The sequence below is a fragment of the Pseudonocardia spirodelae genome (genome assembly GCF_037727765.1).
Taxonomy (GTDB): Bacteria; Actinomycetota; Actinomycetes; order Mycobacteriales; family Pseudonocardiaceae; genus Pseudonocardia; species Pseudonocardia spirodelae.
The window spans coordinates 280,726-299,458 of the sequence record NZ_JBBJUP010000003.1; the positions used below are offsets into that span (position 1 = coordinate 280,726).

The 18,733-nt window shown below is 75.8% G+C and carries 19 protein-coding genes; 5 read left to right on the forward strand and 14 right to left on the reverse strand.

Going from position 1 to position 18,733, the window contains the following annotated elements; genetic code table 11:
- Window positions 1–32: 32 nt before the first annotated feature.
- From WJX68_RS05380 to WJX68_RS05415, 8 genes are all read right to left on the reverse strand, one after another.
- Complete coding sequence (locus tag WJX68_RS05380) at window positions 33–476, reverse strand: nitroreductase/quinone reductase family protein (protein WP_340286563.1); 444 nt, start codon at window positions 474–476, stop codon at window positions 33–35.
- Between the two features lie 44 nt (window positions 477–520).
- Window positions 521–976 carry a nitroreductase family deazaflavin-dependent oxidoreductase gene (locus WJX68_RS05385; protein WP_340286565.1) on the reverse strand — a complete coding sequence of 152 codons (456 nt, stop codon included), beginning with the start codon at window positions 974–976 and terminating at the stop codon, window positions 521–523.
- A 95-nt stretch (window positions 977–1,071) separates the two neighbouring features.
- On the reverse strand, window positions 1,072–2,154 hold the full coding sequence (mnmA, locus tag WJX68_RS05390; RefSeq protein ID WP_340286567.1) for a tRNA 2-thiouridine(34) synthase MnmA: 1,083 nt from the start codon (window positions 2,152–2,154) through the stop codon (window positions 1,072–1,074).
- Window positions 2,155–2,157: 3 nt separating this feature from the next.
- Complete coding sequence (locus WJX68_RS05395; RefSeq protein WP_340286569.1) at window positions 2,158–3,366, reverse strand: cysteine desulfurase family protein; 1,209 nt, start codon at window positions 3,364–3,366, stop codon at window positions 2,158–2,160.
- Window positions 3,367–3,433: 67 nt separating this feature from the next.
- Window positions 3,434–4,435 (reverse strand): lysophospholipid acyltransferase family protein, encoded by a 1,002-nt coding sequence (locus WJX68_RS05400; protein WP_340286571.1) that lies wholly within the window; start codon window positions 4,433–4,435, stop codon window positions 3,434–3,436.
- A complete protein-coding gene (locus WJX68_RS05405; RefSeq protein WP_340286666.1) occupies window positions 4,432–5,199 on the reverse strand; it encodes a GNAT family N-acetyltransferase in 768 nt (255 codons plus the stop codon). The genes WJX68_RS05400 and WJX68_RS05405 overlap by 4 nt, the downstream gene beginning before the upstream one ends.
- Before the next feature lie 195 nt (window positions 5,200–5,394).
- On the reverse strand, window positions 5,395–6,342 hold the full coding sequence (locus WJX68_RS05410) for an electron transfer flavoprotein subunit alpha/FixB family protein (protein ID WP_340286573.1): 948 nt from the start codon (window positions 6,340–6,342) through the stop codon (window positions 5,395–5,397).
- A 45-nt stretch (window positions 6,343–6,387) separates the two neighbouring features.
- Window positions 6,388–7,173 (reverse strand): electron transfer flavoprotein subunit beta/FixA family protein, encoded by a 786-nt coding sequence (locus WJX68_RS05415; RefSeq protein WP_340286575.1) that lies wholly within the window; start codon window positions 7,171–7,173, stop codon window positions 6,388–6,390.
- 397 nt (window positions 7,174–7,570) lie between these two features.
- Here WJX68_RS05415 and WJX68_RS05420 point away from each other — a divergent pair, with 397 nt between their 5' ends.
- Window positions 7,571–7,861 carry a hypothetical protein gene (locus WJX68_RS05420; protein ID WP_340286577.1) on the forward strand — a complete coding sequence of 97 codons (291 nt, stop codon included), beginning with the start codon at window positions 7,571–7,573 and terminating at the stop codon, window positions 7,859–7,861.
- Between the two features lies 1 nt (window position 7,862).
- Here the strand turns inward: WJX68_RS05420 and WJX68_RS05425 are convergent, their stop codons facing one another.
- The 3 genes from WJX68_RS05425 to WJX68_RS05435 all read right to left on the reverse strand — a co-directional run bounded on the left by WJX68_RS05425 (window position 7,863) and on the right by WJX68_RS05435 (window position 12,015).
- Window positions 7,863–9,275: a phytoene desaturase family protein gene (locus WJX68_RS05425; protein WP_340286579.1), complete on the reverse strand. Its 1,413-nt coding sequence runs from the start codon at window positions 9,273–9,275 to the stop codon at window positions 7,863–7,865.
- Between the two features lie 48 nt (window positions 9,276–9,323).
- A complete protein-coding gene (locus WJX68_RS05430) occupies window positions 9,324–10,094 on the reverse strand; it encodes an SDR family NAD(P)-dependent oxidoreductase (protein ID WP_340286581.1) in 771 nt (256 codons plus the stop codon).
- 100 nt (window positions 10,095–10,194) lie between these two features.
- A complete protein-coding gene (locus WJX68_RS05435) occupies window positions 10,195–12,015 on the reverse strand; it encodes a DUF3556 domain-containing protein (protein WP_340286583.1) in 1,821 nt (606 codons plus the stop codon).
- 278 nt (window positions 12,016–12,293) lie between these two features.
- Here WJX68_RS05435 and WJX68_RS05440 point away from each other — a divergent pair, with 278 nt between their 5' ends.
- A complete protein-coding gene (locus WJX68_RS05440) occupies window positions 12,294–13,517 on the forward strand; it encodes a PucR family transcriptional regulator (protein ID WP_340286585.1) in 1,224 nt (407 codons plus the stop codon).
- A gap of 9 nt (window positions 13,518–13,526) precedes the next feature.
- On the opposite strand, the gene WJX68_RS05445 is transcribed toward WJX68_RS05440, so the two are convergent.
- Both WJX68_RS05445 and WJX68_RS05450 read right to left on the reverse strand, forming a co-directional pair.
- Window positions 13,527–13,739, reverse strand: a complete 213-nt coding sequence (locus WJX68_RS05445; protein WP_340286587.1) for a hypothetical protein — start codon at window positions 13,737–13,739, stop codon at window positions 13,527–13,529.
- A gap of 172 nt (window positions 13,740–13,911) precedes the next feature.
- Window positions 13,912–14,115 (reverse strand): hypothetical protein, encoded by a 204-nt coding sequence (locus WJX68_RS05450; protein ID WP_340286589.1) that lies wholly within the window; start codon window positions 14,113–14,115, stop codon window positions 13,912–13,914.
- 131 nt (window positions 14,116–14,246) lie between these two features.
- Between WJX68_RS05450 and WJX68_RS05455 the strand changes: the two genes are divergently transcribed.
- The 3 genes from WJX68_RS05455 (at window position 14,247) to WJX68_RS05465 (ending at window position 17,819) form a co-directional block, all read left to right on the forward strand.
- Window positions 14,247–14,987, forward strand: coding sequence for a class I SAM-dependent methyltransferase (locus WJX68_RS05455; protein WP_340286591.1), 741 nt, complete (start codon window positions 14,247–14,249; stop codon window positions 14,985–14,987).
- Window positions 14,984–16,483, forward strand: a complete 1,500-nt coding sequence (locus tag WJX68_RS05460) for a 1,4-alpha-glucan branching protein domain-containing protein (RefSeq protein WP_340286593.1) — start codon at window positions 14,984–14,986, stop codon at window positions 16,481–16,483. Before WJX68_RS05455 ends, WJX68_RS05460 begins: the two co-directional genes overlap by 4 nt.
- Before the next feature lie 67 nt (window positions 16,484–16,550).
- Window positions 16,551–17,819 carry a glycosyltransferase family 4 protein gene (locus WJX68_RS05465; RefSeq protein ID WP_340286595.1) on the forward strand — a complete coding sequence of 423 codons (1,269 nt, stop codon included), beginning with the start codon at window positions 16,551–16,553 and terminating at the stop codon, window positions 17,817–17,819.
- 122 nt (window positions 17,820–17,941) lie between these two features.
- Here the strand turns inward: WJX68_RS05465 and WJX68_RS05470 are convergent, their stop codons facing one another.
- Window positions 17,942–18,661 (reverse strand): acyltransferase, encoded by a 720-nt coding sequence (locus WJX68_RS05470; RefSeq protein WP_340286597.1) that lies wholly within the window; start codon window positions 18,659–18,661, stop codon window positions 17,942–17,944.
- Window positions 18,662–18,733: the final 72 nt, after the last annotated feature.

Below are 18,733 nucleotides of genomic sequence, written 5' to 3' on the forward strand. Positions count from 1 at the left end.
GCACCGGGGGCGCCCCGCGGCCCCGGACGGGCTCAGGCCAGGGCGAACACCGGGTGCCGGGGCGCCGCGGCGGCCAGCTCGGCGTCGCTCGCGCCGGGGGCGACGTCGTCGAACAGCACCGCCGCGGCACGCCCGAGGCCGTCGAGGTAGGCGCGCAGGACCGGGACGGCCGCGGCGGTGTCCAGCTCGGTGGCGGCGACCGGCTCGGTCCGGCCGCCGGAGCGCAGCTCGGCGGCACCGCCCGCGGCGCGCAGGTTGCGCACCCAGTCCGTCTCGCCGCGCGGGGAGATCAGGTGGCGGGTGCCGTCCACCTCCACCGGGGTCAGCGGGGTGGTGTGCAGCGTCCCGCTGCGCCGGCCGCGCACCGCGAGCACCGCGGTGTCGCCGGGCGCCAGGCCGCGCCGGGCGAGCGCTCCGACCAGCGGGTTCAGCACGCGACGGACCAGCGGGCCCGGCGCGCGGTAGTCACGGCTCATGGCCCGCACCCTCCCACCGATCATCGTGCGCGTCCGGGTGGAGCTCACCCGCCCAGGACGAAGACCGGGTGACGGTGCAGGACGGCGGCGATCTCGTCGTCTGCCGCGTCGGCGCCGACGCCGTCGAAGAACGCGCCGACCTCCCACGCCCAGCGTCGCAGGTAGTCCCGCAGCACGGGGACCGCGACGGCCGGGTCGACGACCTCGGTCGCGGTGACCCGCTCGGTGCGCCGCCCGACCGTCAGCTCCGCCTCACCGGCGACCCGCAGGTTGCGCACCCACTGCGTCTCGCCGCGGGCAGCGACCAGGTAGCGGGCGCCGTCGAGGTGCAGGGGGTTGACCGGGGTGGTGCGGACCTCGCCGGAGCGACGGCCGCGCACACCGAGCACGGCGGACCCGGCGAGCGGGAGCCCGAGCCGGGTGAGGCCGGCGACGAGCGGGTTCATCACGAGCCGGGTGAGACGACCGGGGACGACGTAGTGCGAGCGCTGCTTCGACATGAGAGCAGTGTTCACTCAGGCGGGACGAAAAACAAGAGCACTGCTCTCATACGTGGCGGGGATGCGGCTCGGGGCGGGACGCGGAGGGACCGCGGTCAGGCGGTGCGGGTGATCGTCGCCGAGCCGAGGACGACGTCGCCGTCGTCGTCGGGGCGGTAGAAGGCGACCGCCTGCCCCGGTGCGACGCCGCGCAGCGGCGCGTCCAGGGCGACCTCCACGCCGTCGTCGGCGGGAGTGACGGTGGCCGGGGCCAGCCCGCCGTGCGCCCTGACCTGCACGGTGGCGGCGAATGGCCCCTGCGGCGCGACCCCGCTGGTCCACACCGGACGGCGCGCGGAGACCGCCGTGACCTCGAGCGCGGCCTCCGGCCCGACCCGGACGGTGCCGCTGACCGGCTCGATCCCGAGCACGTAGCGGGGACGGCCGTCGGCGGCGGGGCGGTCGACGCCGATCCCCTTGCGCTGGCCGACGGTGAACCCGTGCACGCCGTCGTGGGTGCCGAGCACCTCGCCGGAGGCGTCGTCGACGATCGGGCCGGGCGAGGCCGCGATCCGCGACGACAGGAACCCGCGGGTGTCGCCGGTCGGGACGAAGCAGATGTCGTGGCTGTCGGGCTTGCCCGCGACGCGCAGCCCGAGCCGGGCGGCCTCCTCGCGGATCTGCGGCTTCGCCGTGTCGCCGACCGGGAACATCGCGTGCCGCAGCTGGTCGGCGCGCAGGACCGCGAGCACGTAGGACTGGTCCTTGCCGTCGTCGACGGCGCGGCGCAGCACCGGACCGGACGGGTCGAGACGGGCGTAGTGCCCGGTGCAGACGGCGTCGAAGCCCAGGGCGAGCGCCCGGTCCAGCACGGCCGCGAACTTGATCTTCTCGTTGCAGCGCAGGCAGGGGTTGGGGGTCTCGCCGGCGGCGTAGGCGGCGACGAAGTCGTCCACGACGTCGCGGGCGAACTCGTCGGACAGGTCCCAGACGTAGTACGGGATGCCGAGCACGTCGGCGGCGCGGGCGGCGTCGCCCGCGTCCTCCTTGGAGCAGCAGCCGCGCGAGCCGGAGCGCATCGCGTCGCGGGTGCGCGAGAGCGCGAGGTGCACCCCGACGACGTCGTGCCCGGCGGCGACCGCCCGCGCGGCGGCGACCGCGGAGTCGACGCCGCCGCTCATCGCGGCGAGGACCCGCACGGCTCAGCCCGTGACCGACGCGGGCGTGCGGTTCCCGGCGCGCCGCGCCCGCTCCACGACCGAGCCGATGGCCTCGGCGACCGCGGTGACGTCGGCGGCGGTGCTGGTGTGGCCGAGCGAGAAGCGCAGCGACCCGCGGGCGGTGCACTCGTCGGCGCCCATCGCGAGCAGCACGTGGCTGGGCTGCGCGACGCCGGCGGTGCACGCCGAGCCGGTCGAGCAGTCGATGCCGTGCGCGTCGAGCAGCATCAGCAGGCTGTCGCCCTCGCAGCCGGGGAAGGACAGGTGCGCGTTGCCGGGCAGCCGGCCGGGGCCGCCGTCGACGCGGGAGTCGGTGCGGTCGCCGTTGAGCCGGGCGTCGGGGACCTCGGCGCGCACGGCGCGGACCAGCTCGTCGCGCAGCCCGGCCAGGTGCACGCGGCGGCGCGGGGCGTCGGCGACCGACTCGACGACGGCGGTGGCCAGCCCGGCCAGCGACGGCACGTCGAGGGTGCCGGAGCGGACGTCGCGCTCCTGCCCGCCGCCGTGCAGCAGCGGGGTGCAGGCGACCTCGCGGCCGAGCAGCAGCGCGCCGGCCCCGTACGGGCCGCCCAGCTTGTGCCCGGTCAGGGTGAGCGCGTCGGCACCGCTCGCGGCGAAGTCGACGTCGAGGATCCCGACGGCCTGCACGGCGTCGGTGTGGAACGGGACGCCGAACTCGTGGGCGACCCCGGCGAGCTCGCGGACCGGGTTCACGGTCCCGACCTCGTTGTTGGCCCACATGACCGAGACCAGCGCGTTCGCGTCGGGGTCCTCGGCCAGGGCCGCGCGCAGCGTCTCCGGGAGGACCCGGCCGGCCGCGTCGACCTCCAGCAGCCGCAGCCGGGCGCCCTCGTGGGCGGCCAGCCACTCCGCCGCGTCGACGACGGCGTGGTGCTCGACCGCGGAGACCAGGACCCGGGTGCGGCGCGGGTCGGCGGCCCGGCGCGCCCAGTACAGGCCCTTCACCGCGAGGTTGTCGCTCTCGGTGCCGCCGGTGGTGAACACGATCTCCGACGGGCGGGCGCCGACGGCCTCGGCGATCCGCTCGCGCCCCTCCTCGACCTCGCGCCGGGCGCGGCGGCCCGACGAGTGCAGCGACGACGCATTGCCGGTGCGGCCGAGCGCCTCGCTCATGGCGGCGACGGCGGCGGGCAGCATCGGGGTGGTCGCCGCGTGGTCCAGGTACGTCATCGGCCTCCAGGATAGACCCCGCCGCGGGCGCGGGCGGCGGCGAACCCGTCGTGGACGGGCGTCCGTCTCACCCGGCCGTGCCCGGCGGGACCGGGCGCGGGCGCCGGACGCGGTCGCGGGCCCGCTCGGCGAGCGCACGCCGGTCGGTGCCCGGCCCGGGCTCGACGAGCCCGCCCACGGTGACCTCGCAGACCAGGCCGGGCAGGCGCAGCACCCGCCCGACGGTGTCGCCGAGGGTCTGCTCGCCGACGAACGACGCGGCCGTCGTCGGCCTGCCGTCCGGGGTGGTGATCGACACGGTGACCGGGCGCACGGGCGCGCCGGCGTCGATCGCGGCCTGGAACGGGGCCCGCCGGTAGGGCCCCGACACCGCGCCGCACCACGTCGTCGCCTCGGGGAACACGCCGACCAGCGTCCCGGCCCGCAGCGCGTCGGCGCAGGTCGCGACGGTCCCCGGCAGCCGGGACAGTCCCTCCCGGTGGACGAACAGGGTGCCGGTGCGGGCGGCCAGCGTGCCGATCAGCGGCCAGTCGCGGACCTCGCGCTTGGCCAGCATCGTGACCGGGCCGATCGCGCCGAGCGCGGGGATGTCGATCCACGAGGTGTGGTCGGCGACGACGAGCGCGCCGCGGCCGTCGCCGGGGGCGAGCGGACCGCCGCGCACGACGAGCCGGACGCCCGCGGCCCGCAGCACCGCACGGTGCAGGCCCCGCAGGACGGGGTCGAGCACGCGGCGGCCGAGCAGCGCCGCCACCGGGACGACGGCCGCGGCGAGCGCCAGCACCGCCAGCAGGGACGCGGTGCGGCGGGCCAGGCGCAGCCCGCCGGTCGTCGCCCGCGGGGGGCAGCACTCCTGCGGGGTGCAGGGCGACCAGGCCGCCCAGGGCCCGCCCGGGCGTCGCGACGCCGGGGGTGCGGGCGGGTGCGTCGGGTGGTCGACGGCCGGGGGCGCCGGCGCCGGGACGACCGGCGGGACCGGGTCGCGCAGGGCGGCCCGGGCCGGATGGGGTGCCGCGGCCGACGCGCCGGGGGTCGGTGCGCCGTCCTGCGGTCCGGTCGCGAGGGTCATGCCCCGGTCACCCCGGCCGCGTCGTCGCCGAGGAAGAAGCGCAGGTAGCGCTGGTCGATGTGGTCCATGCCGAGCAGCACCGGGAAGTCCGCGACGCCGAAGTCCGGGTCGTGCGCGGGCGGTCCGCACACCCAGGTGTTCAGGCGCAGGTAGCCGCGCAGCAGCGGCGGGATGCCGCCGCCCCGGCCCGCGGGCGCGCCCGTCGGGTCCCAGGGGCGGTGCGGCACGGTGCGGTACTCCTCGGGCGCGAGGTGCTTCGCGCGGACCCGGTCCCAGACCGCGGCGGCCTGGGTGCCGCCGTCGGCGAGGGAGACGCTGGCGCAGCCGATCAGCCAGCGGTGCCCGGTGAGCAGCATGTACCGGGCGAGCCCGGCCCACACCAGCCCGACGACGGCGCCGCCGCGGTGGTCGGGGTGCACACAGGAACGCCCGGTCTCGACGATGCCCGGGCGCAGCGGGTCGAGTTTCGTGAGGTCGAACTCGCCGTCGGCGTAGAGGCCGCCCGCCGCGCGCGCCCGCTGCGGCGGGAGCATCCGGTAGGTGCCGACGATCTCGCCGGTGGCGTCCTCGCGGACCACGAGGTGGTCGCAGAAGGCGTCGAAGCGGTCGACGTCGCGGCCGGGGACGGGGCTGTCCAGCCGCGCGCCGAGCTCGCCGGCGAACACCCGGTGGCGCAGCGCCTGCGCGGCGGCGACGTCGGCGTCGTCGGTCGTGAGGAGCAGGGAGTACCGCCGGGCCGCGGTCTCCGGGGTCGAGACGATCACCTGGTTCACACCGGGGTTGGTACCGGCCGGGTGCGACGCCCCGACGGTTCCGCGACGACACGTCGATGGCATCGGGGTGAACGGACCCGGACAGGTGTCGTCGCAGGCAGGAGCGGGTGAACAGGCCCCGCACACACGTCGACGCCCGGGTGCACGCGGCACCCGGGCGTCGACGCGGTGGAGGACCGGAAGGGGTCAGCCCTTGCGCTTGGCCACTTCCTCCTGCAGCTGCGGCGCGACCTTGAACAGGTCACCGACGATGCCGAAGTCGGCGATCTCGAAGATCGGCGCCTCCTCGTCCTTGTTCACCGCCACGATCGTCTTCGACGTCTGCATCCCGGCCCGGTGCTGGATCGCACCGGAGATGCCCAGGGCGATGTAGAGCTGCGGCGAGACCGACTTACCGGTCTGCCCGACCTGGAACTGCGGCGGGTAGTAGCCCGAGTCGACCGCCGCGCGCGAGGCGCCCACGGCCGCACCCAGGGAATCGGCCAGGCCCTCGACGACGGTGAAGTCGTCGGCCGAGCCCACACCACGCCCACCGGACACGATCACGGTCGCCTCGGTCAGCTCCGGACGCGACCCACCCGCGATCGGCTCACGACCGGTCACGGTGGCCGAACGCCCCGACGGGGCCGGGACCTCGACGGTCTCGCGCGCACCCGCACCCGCGGCCGCGGAGATCTCGATCGAGCCCGGACGCACCGTGATGACCGGGTGCTCGGTGTTCGCCTTCGCCTCGGCGGTGTAGGCCCCACCGAACACCGAGTGCTGCACGCCGTCGGCGCTCACGCCGACGACGTCGGACAGCAGCCCCGAACCCGTGCGGATCGCCAGCCGCCCGGCGATCTCCTTGCCGTTGCCGGTCGCCGAGAGCAGCACCGCGGCCGGGGACACCGACCCGACCAGCGACTCCAGCACCGTGGTCTCCGGGGACAGGAAGTCCGTGGAGTCGGTCTCCGCGGCGTAGATCTTCTCCGCGCCGTGCTCGGTCAGCCCGTCGGCCAGCTTGTCCGCCGTGCCCGCGGCACCGACGACGACCGCCGACGGCTCACCCAGCGCGCGGGCGGCGGTCAGCAGCTCGTAGGTGGTCTTCTTGATGTCACCGTCGACGTGGTCGACCAGGACCAGAACCTCAGCCATGATTCTCTATCTCCAAACGAAGAGGGAAGCCAGGAAGAACCGGGATCAGATCAGCTTCTGCCCGACCAGGAACTCGGCGATCTTCGCGCCGCCGTCGCCCTCGTCGGTGACCTTCTCCCCGGCCTGCTTCGGCGGCTTCGGCGACGCCGAGACCACCGAGGTCAGGGCGTTGGCCAGACCGACCTCGGACGGGTCGATCCCCGCACCGGCCAGGTCGAGGGTCTGCACCGGCTTCTTCTTCGCCGCCATGATCCCCTTGAACGAGGGGTAGCGCGGCTCGTTGGACTTCTCCCCGATCGACACCACCACCGGCAGCTCCGCGCTCAGGTGCGTGACACCCTCGTCGGTCTCCCGCTTCGCGGTCACCGTCGAACCGGAGACCGACAGCTCGTTGGCGTGGGTCAGCGACGGCACCTCCAGCAGCTCGGCGATCATCGCCGGGACCGCACCGATCTGGCCGTCGGAGGCCGAGTTGCCCGCGATGACCATGTCCCAGCCCTCGACGGTGCCGATCAGCTTCGTCAGCGCCTTCGCGGTCTGCACCGCGCACGAACCGTGGATCGCCTCGTCCGACAGGTGCACCGCGGAGTCCGCGCCCATCGACAGCGCCTTACGGATCGCATCCGTGGCCCGGTCCGGGCCCATGCACACCACGACGACCTCCGAGCCGTCGTTCGCCTCCTTGAGCAGCAACGCCTGCTCCACCGCACGCTCGTTGATCTCGTCGATCACCGCCTCGGCACCCTCACGGTCGAGGGTGTGGTCGGAATCGGACAGCGTCCGCTCCGAGTAGGTGTCGGCCACCTGCTTCACCAGGGTCACGATCTTCATAGGACCTCTTCGACCTCCTGCCGCGGCGGCCTGCGCCCACGCGCACACCGCGTCCGTCGTCGTACGCGATCCGCGTCCGGACTCTCCGGGGCGGACCCTCTCGCGTCACCGTGACGAGGCTGCGCCGCGCGCTCTCGCAGGAGCGGGGGTGGGCCGCGGCGTCGCGCCCGTCGTGTCCGGTGATGGTGCCAGCAGTGCCACCGTAATGGCACGCCGTGCCACTGTGACGTTCATTGTTACCAGCGGGTAGCCACTGGCACATCCCGGCTCGACGTGACGGTACTCACGCGCGGGGCTCGTCACCTGCTGCAGGCGCGACGTCACACCACGCCACCCCTGATCGGGGGGCGGGTTTCGCTACCGTCGGCAGCTCACGCACCGGCAGGAGGGAGCCACCGTGCAGGTCACGGGGTTCGACGACCGTCTGGGCACGGGCTACGTGCTCAGTACGGGACCGCACGCCGACGAGGACGTCCCGGGCAGCCGGACCGTGGAGCACGGCGGGCTGACCGTGCGCGCCACCGACGGGCTGGCCGCGATGCTGGAGGACGCGCTCGCGCACCGGCCGACCACCCGTCTGGGGTGGGGCGGCCCGGAGGTGCCGCTGACGCTGGAGGACGCGACGCTGCTCGCCTGGCTGCGCCAGGACATCGGCGGCGTCGTCGCGGTCTCCGGCGAGCCCGTCTGACTCAGCGGCGCAGGTGGGCCAGCGCCCGCCGGGCCGCGTGCGCGCCGCACATCCCGTGCGCGCCCGGCCCCGGCGGGGTCGCCGCCGAGCACAGGAAGTGCCCGGGTGCACCCGTGTCGTAGGGCTGCAGGGTCGTGCGCGGCCCGAACACGAGCCGGCGCACGTCCTTGGACCCGGTGAGGATGTTGCCGCCCACGAAGTTGGGGTTCGCGGCGAACTGCGCCGGGTCGGTCGTCAGCGTGCCGACGACGCGCTCGCGGAAGCCGGGCGCGAAGCGCTCGATCTGCGCGGTCACCGCCGCGGTGGCGTCCCCGGTGTAGCCGTACGGGACGTGCGCGTAGGCCCACACCGGGTGCACGTCGCCGGCCGAGCGGGTCGGGTCGGCCAGGTACTGCTGCCCGACCAGCACGAACGGCCGCTCCGGCATCCGGCCCGCGTGCACCTCCCGCTCGACGTGGGCGGTCTCCGCCGCCGACCCGACGACGTGCAGCGTGCCCGCGCGGCGGGCGGCCGGGTGGGTCCACGGGACCCCGCCCGCGACCGCGTAGTCGACCTTGAAGGCGGCCGGGCCGTGGCGGAAGCGGCGGTAGGCCCGCGCCACCCGGGCGGGCAGCCGGTCCCCCAGCAGCGCCGGGAGCCGGTCCGGTCCGACGTCCCACACCACGACGTCCGACGGCGGCAGCTCGTCCGCGGAGCGGACGTGCACCCCGGTCCGCACCGTCGCGCCGTGCTCGGCCAGCACCGCGACGAGCGCGTCCGCGACGGCCTGCGAGCCGCCCTGCGCCACCCCCCAGCCGTGCCGGTGTCCCGCGGTGAACAGGCCCAGCCCGATCGCCGAGGTCAGCGGCCGGTTCAGCGGGCGGAACGCGTGCGCCGCGGACCCCAGGAACAGGGCGCGGCCGCGTTCGGTGCGGAACGCGCGCGCCAGCACCTCCGCGGGCAGGACCGTCGGCGCCCCGAACCGGGCCAGCAGCAGCGGGTGGCGCGGGATGCGGACCAGCGGCCCGAGGAAGTCCGGCGAGTAGGTGTCGTAGTTCCGCACCGGCCCGGTGAACAGGGCCCGCCACAGCGGCCCGTCGGCGCCCAGGCCGGCCGCGGTCTCCTCGACCGAGCGGACCAGCACGCCGGCGTCGCCGCCGTCGAGGGGGTGGACGCAGTCGACCTCCGGCAGCCGCCAGCGCAGACCGTGCCGCTCCAGGCCCAGCTCGGCCAGCACCGGCGACCCGACGGCCATCGGGTGCACGGCGGAGCAGTGGTCGACCAGCAGGCCGGGGACGATCGCCTCCGCGGTGCGGGTGCCGCCGCCGACGGTGTCCGCGGCCTCCAGGACGGTGACCGCGACACCCGCGCGGGCCAGCACGGCGGCGGCGACCAGCCCGTTGGGGCCGGAGCCGACGACGGTGGCGGTGGTCATGGGTCCTCCGTGGGGCTGGGGTGGCGGGCCCTGTCTACCGGTCCCCGGTCAGATCAGCGACGCGTCGAGGCCGCCGTCGAGGACGAGGCCGCTGCCGGTGCAGAACGCGGACCGCTCGCCCGCGAAGAACAGCACGGCCTCCGCGACGTCCTCCGGGGTCCCGTAGCGGCCCTGCTTCTGCGCGATCAGCGCGTCGAAGCCGCCCGCGGGCAGGCCGAGCGCGGCCTCGAAGTCCGGCCGGGCCCCGGTGACCAGCTCGGTCTCGACGAACCCGGGCAGGACCGCGTTGACCCGTACGCCGTGCGCGCGCAGCTCGGTCGCGGCCGTCTTGGTCAGGTTGACCACCCCCGCCTTGGCCGCGGCGTAGTGGCCGATCAGCGGGGAGCCGGTCGTCGCCGACACCGAGGCGACGGTGACGATCGTGCCGCCGCCGGAGGCGATGATCGCCGGCGCGGCGTGGCGGATGGACAGGAAGACGCCGTCGAGGTTGACCGAGGTGACCGCGCGCCAGGCCGCCAGGTCCATCTCGAGCAGCGGCATCGCGTTGCCGACACCGGCGTTGGGCACCATGACGTGCAGCCCGCCGTGCCGCTCGACGGTGTGCGCGACGAGCTCCTCGACCTGCGCCTCGTCGCGGACGTCGCAGGACAGGTGGGTCGCGTCGGGGATACCGGCCGCGGTCCGCTCCGCGGCGGCGCCGTCGATGTCGGAGACGACGACCGTCGCCCCCTCCGCGCCGAGCCTGTGGGCGATCGCCCGGCCCAGGCCCCGGCCGGCGCCGGTCACGATCGCGATCCGGCCGGTCAGTGCGTCGCTCATGTCGTCTCCTCGTCGAGATGCGGTCGGGATGCGGTCGGGATGCGGGCCGGGTGGGGACGGCGGGGCGGGCGGGCCCGGAGCACCGCCCGCCCCGCCGGGCTCACGGCGCCGCGGCGCCGGCCACGTCGCCGTCGGTGATCTCCGCGGCGGTCGGGGCGCCGCCCTCCGGCGCCCGCCAGGTGACCGTCAGCGGGATCGGGCCGTTCGGCAGCCAGGGCTGCTCGGCCACGGCGTCGGCGACGACCCAGTACCCGGTCTCGACGACGCCGAGCGCGGCGTCGATCAGCTTGTAGTGCTGGACCGTCGAGTGGATGGCCTGGGACTCGACCCAGGCCACGACCCACTCGCCGGGGGCGAACCCCACGCGGCGCTGCACGGCGGCGATCAGGCGCTCGTCGTGCAGGTGGCCCTCGCCGAAGTTGAAGCCGATGACGGAGTTGCAGCCGAACTCGGCCTCGCGCACGGTCCGGGTGTCGAGGTCGTCGAGCCGGGCGGCCAGCACCGAGAACAGCCCGCGGCCCTGGGAGTGCATCGACCGCCAGGCGATCGTCTGCTGCATGGTGATCTCGGCGACGGCGGGCGGGTAGCCCATCGCCTGCAGCTGGTCGACCTGGTTCGTGGTCGGCCGCGGCGTCAGCGTGTTCAGCTTCGCCTCCGCGCCGGGGGTGAAGGTCCACAGCGCCGAGGCCCAGTTGCCGGCGTACTGGCGCATCGACGGCAGGAACGACACGAGGTCCGGGCGCAGGTTGCCCAGCACCGGGAAGAACACCAGCCCGGCGACGATCGCGAGGGCGAGCGCCGGGGAGGACATGTCGGTGACGCCGTAGCCCTCGCCGTTGGGGAAGCCCAGGAACAGGAACACCGTCAGGTAGCCGAACAGGATGTTCCACTCCAGCGGCACGGCCAGCGGGAACGTCGAGGTGATGAACAGGTGGAACACCACCATGAGCACCACCGCGGCCAGGGTCAGCCAGCGGTTCGTGGAGAACAGCAGCACCAGCGGGGTGACGATCTCGACCGTCGAGCCGCCGACGTGGGCCAGGACCGTCGCGACCCGCGACGGGCGGATGTCGCGCGGGAAGTCGCGGTAGTGCGCGCGCTTGACCCACCGCGACGGGACGCACGGGCTGTTGGACACCATCGGCGGGATGACGTGGGTGAAGTGGCGGCCGAACTTCGACACCCCGGCGCAGATCCAGACGATGCAGATCAGCAGCTTCGCCGCGACGATCATGTCGACGAACGGAAGCACCGCGAAGAACACCAGCGCGGGCGCGTACTGCTCGCTGCGGGCCGCCAGGAAGATCGTCTTGTCGCGCAGGCCGACGAGCACCAGCAGCACGAGCGGCGCCACCATCAGCCACGGGGCGACCAGGCCGGACGTGGCGCCGGGCACGGCCGCCGACAGCGACGCGCTCGGCACGCCCGGCAGCACGACGGCCGCCAGCAGCCCGGCGAGGAGGCCGAGGTAGAGCACGACGTCGAGCACCGTGCGGGTGTCGCCGGCGGTGCCGGGCACCGCCCGCCACGGGGGGAGCCGGATCGTGCCGGGGCGGGCCCAGAACAGGATCCCGCCGGTCATCGGCCGGAACTTGCCCGCGATCGGGCCCCACGACCCGGCGACGCCGACCGCCTCGAGCAGCATCGTCCAGAGCACGAACTTCTGGTAGACGACCGGCTCGTCCCACCAGCCCGCGACGTCCCAGAACGGGCCGGCGCCGGAGGTCCAGGTGATCAGGGCCGCGCCGCCCAGCACGTAGAGGAACAGCAGCTTCAGCACGTAGACGGCCGGGATCATCCTCGGCGACCCGAAGCCGTACTCCACCCAGTGCAGGGCCAGGGCCCGCGTCCGCTCGGACAGCGGCCTGTCCAGGAACGTCCCGGTGTCGACCGGGGGGAAGTTCCCCGTGGTGAACCCCATCGTCCACTCCTCTCGGTGGTGCCTCCGGTGGCCGTCCGCGACTGCGGGCAGGACGGCTCGCCCGCCGGACCGGTGGTCGGCGGGACGGGTGTGCGGTGACCCGGCCGGGAGCGGGCTGCGGGGCCGTGGCCACGGCGCCGCCGGCGTCGGATCGGTGTGCAGGCGAAACTAGGACCGCGGTGTGACGGGCGCCATGTACCTCGATCACGAACCGCGGGCGGCCCGTTGTGCCGGGGGCACAACCGCGTGCGGGCCGGGGGCCGCTAGCGTCCGGGCCCATGTCCGCCGACGTCGACGAGGTCGTCGCGGCCGTCGCCCGCGACCTCGAGGCCCGGCTGCCGGAGCTGACGACCGTGATGACCGACTGGTTCGTCGAGGCCATCCCGGAGTTCCGGCACGACGAGACGCTGCGCAGGCTGATGGTCGCGAGCACCTCGGCGAACCTGGCCGCGATCGTGGACGTGCTCGTCCACTCGATCCCGCTGGACCGGATCACCGTGCCGCCGGCGGCCGCGGAGTACGCGCGCCGGTTCGCCCAGCGCGACCTGTCGCTGGAGGCGCTGCTGCGGGCCTACCGGCTCGGCGAGCAGATGTTCGCGCAGCGGGCGCTGGACGTGCTGCGGTCGGGCCCGCACCGCGGCCGTCCCGACGTCCTCGACGCGGTGTCGGTGCTCAGCGACCGCACCAACCGCTACATCGACCAGGTCATCTCCGGCCTGATCGACATCTACGAGGCCGAGCGACGGCGGTGGAGCACCCGGTCCGGCGCGGGGCTCGCGACGCGGGTCCGGATGGTGCTCGACACCGACCCGCTGGCCGACGCGGCGGCCTCGGAGCTGCTGGGGATCGCGGTGACCGCCCGGCACACGGCCGCGGTGGTGTGGACGCCGGCGTCCGGCGGCGCCGCCGCGGACGGTCACGCGCTGCAGGCCGGGGCCCGGCTGCTCTACGAGGCGTCCGGGCGTTCCCCGCTCACGGTGCTCGCCGACAGCCGGACGCTGTGGGCGTGGCTGTCCGGGCCGGAGACGGTGCCGCTGGACACCGGCCTGCTGCGTGACCGGCTGCCCGACGGGCTGCGGGTGGCGATCGGCGGGTCGGCGCCCGGCCTCGACGGGTTCCGCGGCTCGCTGGCCGAGGCGCAGCGGGCGCGGGCCGTCGCCGAGGGCGCCGGGGACCGGCCGTCGGTGACCCGGTTCGACGACGTCGCCGTCACCGCGCTGCTCACCGACCGTTCCGAGGACCTGCGCCGCTGGGTCTCGCGGGTGCTCGCCGGGCTCACCGCCGACGAGCCGGGCACCGACCAGCTGCGCGAGACGCTGCGGGTGTTCCTGGCGGTGGGCGGCAGCTACACCCAGGCCGCGGCGCGGCTGCACCTGCACAAGAACACCGTGCACTACCGGGTACGCAAGGCCGAGGAGCTGCTCGGACGCCCGGTCGGCGAGGACCGGCTGCAGGTGGAGGTGGCGCTGCTGGCCGCGGCGCAGCTGCGCGGGCAGACCTGACCGGGCGGCTCAGCCGGCGCGGCGGCCCGACGGCGGGTCCGCGGGCGCGGGCGGGCGGTCCTCCTCCGGGACGACCAGCGACAGGACCTCGCCGAGTGCCTCGTCGTCCATCGCGCGGGGCTCCACCGGCTCGTCCCCGAGCACGCCGGACACCACCCAGGAGCCGGACCGCCCGGTGATGGTGAGCGACAGCGTCTCGTCCTCGTGCGCCGGATCGTTCATCCTGGGCTCCTCTCGGCGCGACGCCGTCGGCGTCGCCCACGGCCCACGTGGGCCGGGACCGGGGACTACCCGCCCGGGGCACGACGATGCCCACCGCGGCGCCGCCCGCACGCCGACCGGCAGGAACGGTGCGCCGACCGCGATACCGGACGTGCACGACCGTCCGGACGGGTCAGCGGTCCGGACGCCGGCAGGGCGCGGGGCGCGGCGGCGGCGCCACCGGCAGCATCGCCCAGAGCATCTCGGCCAGCGCACGGTCGTCCAGCCCCTTGAGCGGCAGCTGGTCCTGGCCGAGGACGCCGGACACCAGCCACGAGCCGGAGCGGCCGGTGATCGTCAGGGTCACCGTGTCCTCGTCGGTCGCGGTGTCGGTCATAGGTCCCCCTCCGTCGGGCTCCACCTGTTCCGACGTCCGCGACGCCGTCCCGTTGCCCGTCCGCGACGAGCGGTAGCGCCCGCGAGGGGACCGGTGGGCGGGGGCGCCGGTCGTCGTGATGAGGTCGGGAGGTGAGCAGCAGCCTGCCCCTCACCGGGGAACGCACCGTCCCCGGCATCAGCCGGGAGAACTACTGGTTCCGCCGCCACGAGGTCGTCTACGCGGCCATCGCCGCGGACTGCTCGGGTGCCGTGGTGCTGGAGGCCGGATGCGGCGAGGGCTACGGCGCGGACCTGCTCGCCGGCACCGCACGGTCGGTGCTGGCCCTGGACTACGACGTGACGACCGTCGGGCACGTGCGCGTGCGCTATCCGCGCGTCGCCGTCGCGCGGGCCAACCTGGTGGCGCTGCCGGTGCCCGACGCCGCGGTCGACGTCGTGGTGTCGCTGCAGGTCATCGAGCACCTCTGGGAGCAGGAGCGGTTCCTGCGCGAGTGCCGGCGGGTACTGCGCCCCGGTGGACGGCTCATGGTGTCGACGCCGAACCGCATCACCTTCTCCCCCGGCCGCGACACCCCCCTGAACCCCTTCCACACCCGCGAGCTCGACCCGGGCGAGCTGGCCGGGCTGGTCGGCGACGCCGGGTTCGACGACGTCGTCGTGCAGGGGCTGCACCACGGGCCCCGGCTGCGCGGGCTCGACGACCGCCACGGCGGCCTGATCGAGGCCCAGACCGAGCTGGCGCTCTCCGGTGCGCCGTGGCCGGCCGCGCTGGCCGCCGACGTGGCCTCCGTGCGGTGCTCGGACTTCGTGCTGCACGGCGCCGACCCCGGCTCCTCGCTCGACCTGCTGGTCACCGCGAGCCGCCCGTGAGCGCGGCGCCCGTCGGGACGTTCTGCCTGGTCCTGCACTCGCACCTGCCGCTGCTGGCCCGGCACGGACGCTGGCCGGTCGGCGAGGAGTGGCTCTACCAGTCCTGGGCGCACTCCTACCTGCCCGTCGTCGCGACGCTGCGCGAGCTGGCCGCCGAGGGGCGCACCGGGCTCGCCACCCTGGGCGTGACCCCGGTGCTGGCCGCCCAGCTCGACGACCCGCACTGCCTGCGCGGGGTGCACGACTGGCTGGGCGGCTGGACGCTGCGGGCGCACTCGGCGGCGTCGCGGCTGCCCGACCTGGCCGCGCACGAGCACCGGGTGTCGACGGCGGCGACGGCGGAGTTCGAGCGGCACTGGCGCCACGGCGGCTCCCCCGCCCTGCGGGCCCTGCGCGACACCGGCGCCGTCGAGCTGCTCGGCGGGCCGGCCGCGCACCCGTTCGGCCCGCTGCTCGACCCGCGGGTGCGGGCGTTCTCGCTGCGCGCCGGCCTCGACGACCACGCGCTGCGGCTGGGCGCGCGACCGGCCGGGATCTGGGCCCCGGAGTGCGGGTTCGCCCCCGGCATGGAGACCGGCTACGCCGACGCGGGGGTGCGCCGCTTCCTCGTCGACGGCCCGGCGCTGCGCGGGGACACCGCGTTCGCCCACCCCGTCGGGGACTCCGACGTCCTGTGCGTCGGACGCGACCTGGAGGTCACCTACCGGGTGTGGTCGCCGCGCAAGGGCTATCCGGGCTCGGCGGAGTACCGCGACTTCCACACCTGGGACCACGAGTCCGGCCTCAAGCCGGCCCGGGTCACCGGGCGCCGGGTGCCCACCGGGCGCAAGCGGCCCTACGACCCCGCGCTCGCCGCGCGCGCCGTCGAGCGGGACGCGGCGGACTTCGTCGCCACCGTGGCCGCCCGGCTGGCCGCGCTGCGCGCGCGCCACGGCCGCCCGGCGCTGACCGTGACCGCGTTCGACACCGAGCTGTTCGGGCACTGGTGGCACGAGGGCCCGGCCTGGCTGGCCGCGGTCCTGCGCCGGCTGCCCGGGGCCGGGGTCGCGGTCCGCACCCTGGGCGACGCCGTCGCCGACGGGCTGGTGGGCGACCCCGTGACACTGCGGGAGTCGTCGTGGGGCTCGGGCAAGGACTGGCGCGTGTGGGCGGGCCCGCAGGTCACCGACCTGGTCGCGACGAACGCGCGGGTGCAGGACGACCTGCTGGCCGCGACCGCCGGGCTGCGGCGCGACGTCCGCGACCCGCTCGCCGACCTGCTCGCCGACCAGGCGCTGCACGCGCTGTCGAGCGACTGGGCGTTCATGGTCAGCAAGGACTCCGCCGCCGGGTACGCCCGGTCGCGCGCGGCCCTGCACGCGGGCCGGGTGGCGGAGCTGTCCGGGCTGCTGCGCGCCGGGCGACGGCGGGCCGCGCAGCGCCGGGTCGCGGCCTGGACCGACGCCGCCCGGCCGGCGTTCGGCCACGTCGACGCGCGGGACCTGGGGCGGGTCTGAGGGTCCGGCCCACCCGCGTCCGCGCCCCGGGGGTTACCGCCGGTCCGGCGTTTGTCAGGATCTAGCGATGCGGGTGCTGATGGTCAGCTGGGAGTTCCCGCCGGTCGTCGTCGGCGGGCTGGGCCGGCACGTCCACGCGCTGTCGCGCGAGCTCGTCGCGGCCGGGCACGAGGTCGTCGTGCTGTCCCGGGCCCCCACCGGCACCGACGCCGGGACCCACCCGACCGCCGACGTGACCGTCGACGGGGTGCGCGTGCTGCGCGTCGCGGAGGACCCGCCCGAGCTGGAGTTCGCCGCCGACCTCGTCGCGTGGACCCTCGCGATGGGGCACGCGATGCTGCGCCACGCGCTGACCGCGCTGCTGCCGGGCTGGCGTCCGGACGTCGTGCACGCGCACGACTGGCTCGTCGCGCACCCGTCGATCGCGCTGGCCGACGCACTGGGCGTCCCGCTGGTCGCCACCGTGCACGCCACCGAGGCGGGGCGGCACTCGGGCTGGCTGCCCGGCCCGCTGAACCGGCAGGTGCACTCCACCGAGTGGTGGCTCGCGCAGCGCGCCGACGAGATCATCACCTGCTCCGGCGCGATGCGCGCCGAGGTCGCCGCCCTGCACGACCTGGACCCCGGCGCGGTGCACGTCGTGCACAACGGCATCGACCCGCGCCGCTGGCGGGCCCGCTCCGCCGCGCCCGCCCCGGCCGCCGGCGGGCCGCGGATCGTGTTCTTCGGGCGCCTGGAGTACGAGAAGGGCGTGCAGGACCTGATCGCGGCGCTGCCCGGGATCCGGCGCCGCCACCGCGGCACCCGGCTGCTCGTCGCGGGCACCGGGACGCAGCGCGAGATGCTCGGCGAGCGCGTCGCGCGGCACCGGGTGAAGGGCGCCGTGCGGTTCCTCGGGCACCTGCCCGACGGCGAGCTGACCGCGCTGCTGCGTGCCGCCGACGCCGTCGTGCTGCCCAGCCGCTACGAGCCGTTCGGGATCGTCGCGCTGGAGGCCGCCGCCGTCGGGGCGACGCTCGTGGCCTCCACCGCGGGCGGGCTCGGCGAGCTCGTCCGCGACGGCGAGACGGGCCTGGGCTTCGCCCCCGGCGACGTGCCCGGCATCGCCGACGCCGTCGACCGCGCGCTCGCCGACCCGGCCGCCGCGCGCCGGCGGGCCCGGGCGGCCCGGGCCCGGCTGCGCACCGACTTCTCCTGGCCGGTCATCGCCGCGCAGACGGCGCGCATCTACGCCGGCGCGGTCCCCGGCGGGCCGCGGGAGCTCCCGCGCCCCAAGATCCCCACCGGGAACCTGTTCGCGACCCACCCCCCGGTGCTCCCAGGGGCACCCTCGTAGCGCTCTAAGCCCCGAGGGTTCCCCTCGGAGCACCCCCCGGGGGTCTGCCGGGCCGGGGCGCTGTCCGGGGGCCGGGGCGTTGCCGAGGGGTGCGCGGGGCCTGCCGTGGGGTGCCGGGGCGGTCAGGCGCGGTCGAGGCGCGCCTGCAGGGCCCGGTCGGCCTTGCGGGCCATGTCCGCGACGGCGGCGCGCTCGGCCGCGGCGGCCTCGTAGTCGGCGCGCCGGTCGCGCACCACCCGCGCCGGCGTCCCGACGGCGATCGACTCGGCCGGGATGTCCCCGCGCGCCACGGCGTGCGCGCCCAGCACCGAGCCCGGCCCGATCCGGGTCCCCCGCAGCACCGAGGTCTTCACCCCGAGCCAGCAGCCCTCGCCGATCCGCACCGGCGACTTGACGATCCCCTGGTCCTTGATCGGGCGGGCCACGTCGGCGGTGCGGTGGTCGAAGTCGGTGACGTAGACCCAGTCGGCGACCAGCGTCGTCGCCCCGATCTCGACGTCGAGGTAGCAGTTGACGGTGTTGTCGCGGCCGAACACGACCTTGTCGCCGATCCGCATCGAGCCCTCGTGGCAGCGCAGCGCGGTGCCGTCGCCGATGTGCACCCAGCGCCCGATCTCCAGGCGTCCGAACCCGGGCCGGGCCTCGATCGTCACGCCCTTGCCGAGGAACACCATCCCGCGCAGCACGACGTGCGGGTGGCGCAGCCGCAGCATCGCGAGGCGCCAGTAGCGCCGCAGGTACCAGGGGGTGACCGCGCGGTGGCGCAGGATCCAGCGCAGCGAGGTGAGCGTGAACAGCCGCGCCTGCGCCGGGTCGGTGTCGGGGGTCAGCGGGCGTCGCACCGGGCCGAGACTAGGCGTGTGCGCCCCGTGGTCCGCGGGTACCTCCGTCCGGCACGCCCGTCCCGACCGAGA

Excerpts from the sequence above, each read along its gene's own strand:
- WJX68_RS05380 (WP_340286563.1), bottom strand. The coding sequence starts at position 476 with ATGAGCCGTGACTACCGCGCGCCGGGCCCGCTGGTCCGTCGCGTGCTG.
- WJX68_RS05385 (WP_340286565.1), bottom strand. The coding sequence starts at position 976 with ATGTCGAAGCAGCGCTCGCACTACGTCGTCCCCGGTCGTCTCACCCGG.
- WJX68_RS05395 (WP_340286569.1), bottom strand. The coding sequence starts at position 3,366 with ATGACGTACCTGGACCACGCGGCGACCACCCCGATGCTGCCCGCCGCC.
- WJX68_RS05400 (WP_340286571.1), bottom strand. The coding sequence starts at position 4,435 with ATGACCCTCGCGACCGGACCGCAGGACGGCGCACCGACCCCCGGCGCG.
- WJX68_RS05410 (WP_340286573.1), bottom strand. The coding sequence starts at position 6,342 with ATGGCTGAGGTTCTGGTCCTGGTCGACCACGTCGACGGTGACATCAAG.
- WJX68_RS05415 (WP_340286575.1), bottom strand. The coding sequence starts at position 7,173 with ATGAAGATCGTGACCCTGGTGAAGCAGGTGGCCGACACCTACTCGGAG.
- WJX68_RS05425 (WP_340286579.1), bottom strand. The coding sequence starts at position 9,275 with ATGACCACCGCCACCGTCGTCGGCTCCGGCCCCAACGGGCTGGTCGCC.
- WJX68_RS05430 (WP_340286581.1), bottom strand. The coding sequence starts at position 10,094 with ATGAGCGACGCACTGACCGGCCGGATCGCGATCGTGACCGGCGCCGGC.
- WJX68_RS05435 (WP_340286583.1), bottom strand. The coding sequence starts at position 12,015 with ATGGGGTTCACCACGGGGAACTTCCCCCCGGTCGACACCGGGACGTTC.
- WJX68_RS05440 (WP_340286585.1), top strand. The coding sequence starts at position 12,294 with ATGTCCGCCGACGTCGACGAGGTCGTCGCGGCCGTCGCCCGCGACCTC.
- WJX68_RS05445 (WP_340286587.1), bottom strand. The coding sequence starts at position 13,739 with ATGAACGATCCGGCGCACGAGGACGAGACGCTGTCGCTCACCATCACC.
- WJX68_RS05450 (WP_340286589.1), bottom strand. The coding sequence starts at position 14,115 with ATGACCGACACCGCGACCGACGAGGACACGGTGACCCTGACGATCACC.
- WJX68_RS05465 (WP_340286595.1), top strand. The coding sequence starts at position 16,551 with ATGCGGGTGCTGATGGTCAGCTGGGAGTTCCCGCCGGTCGTCGTCGGC.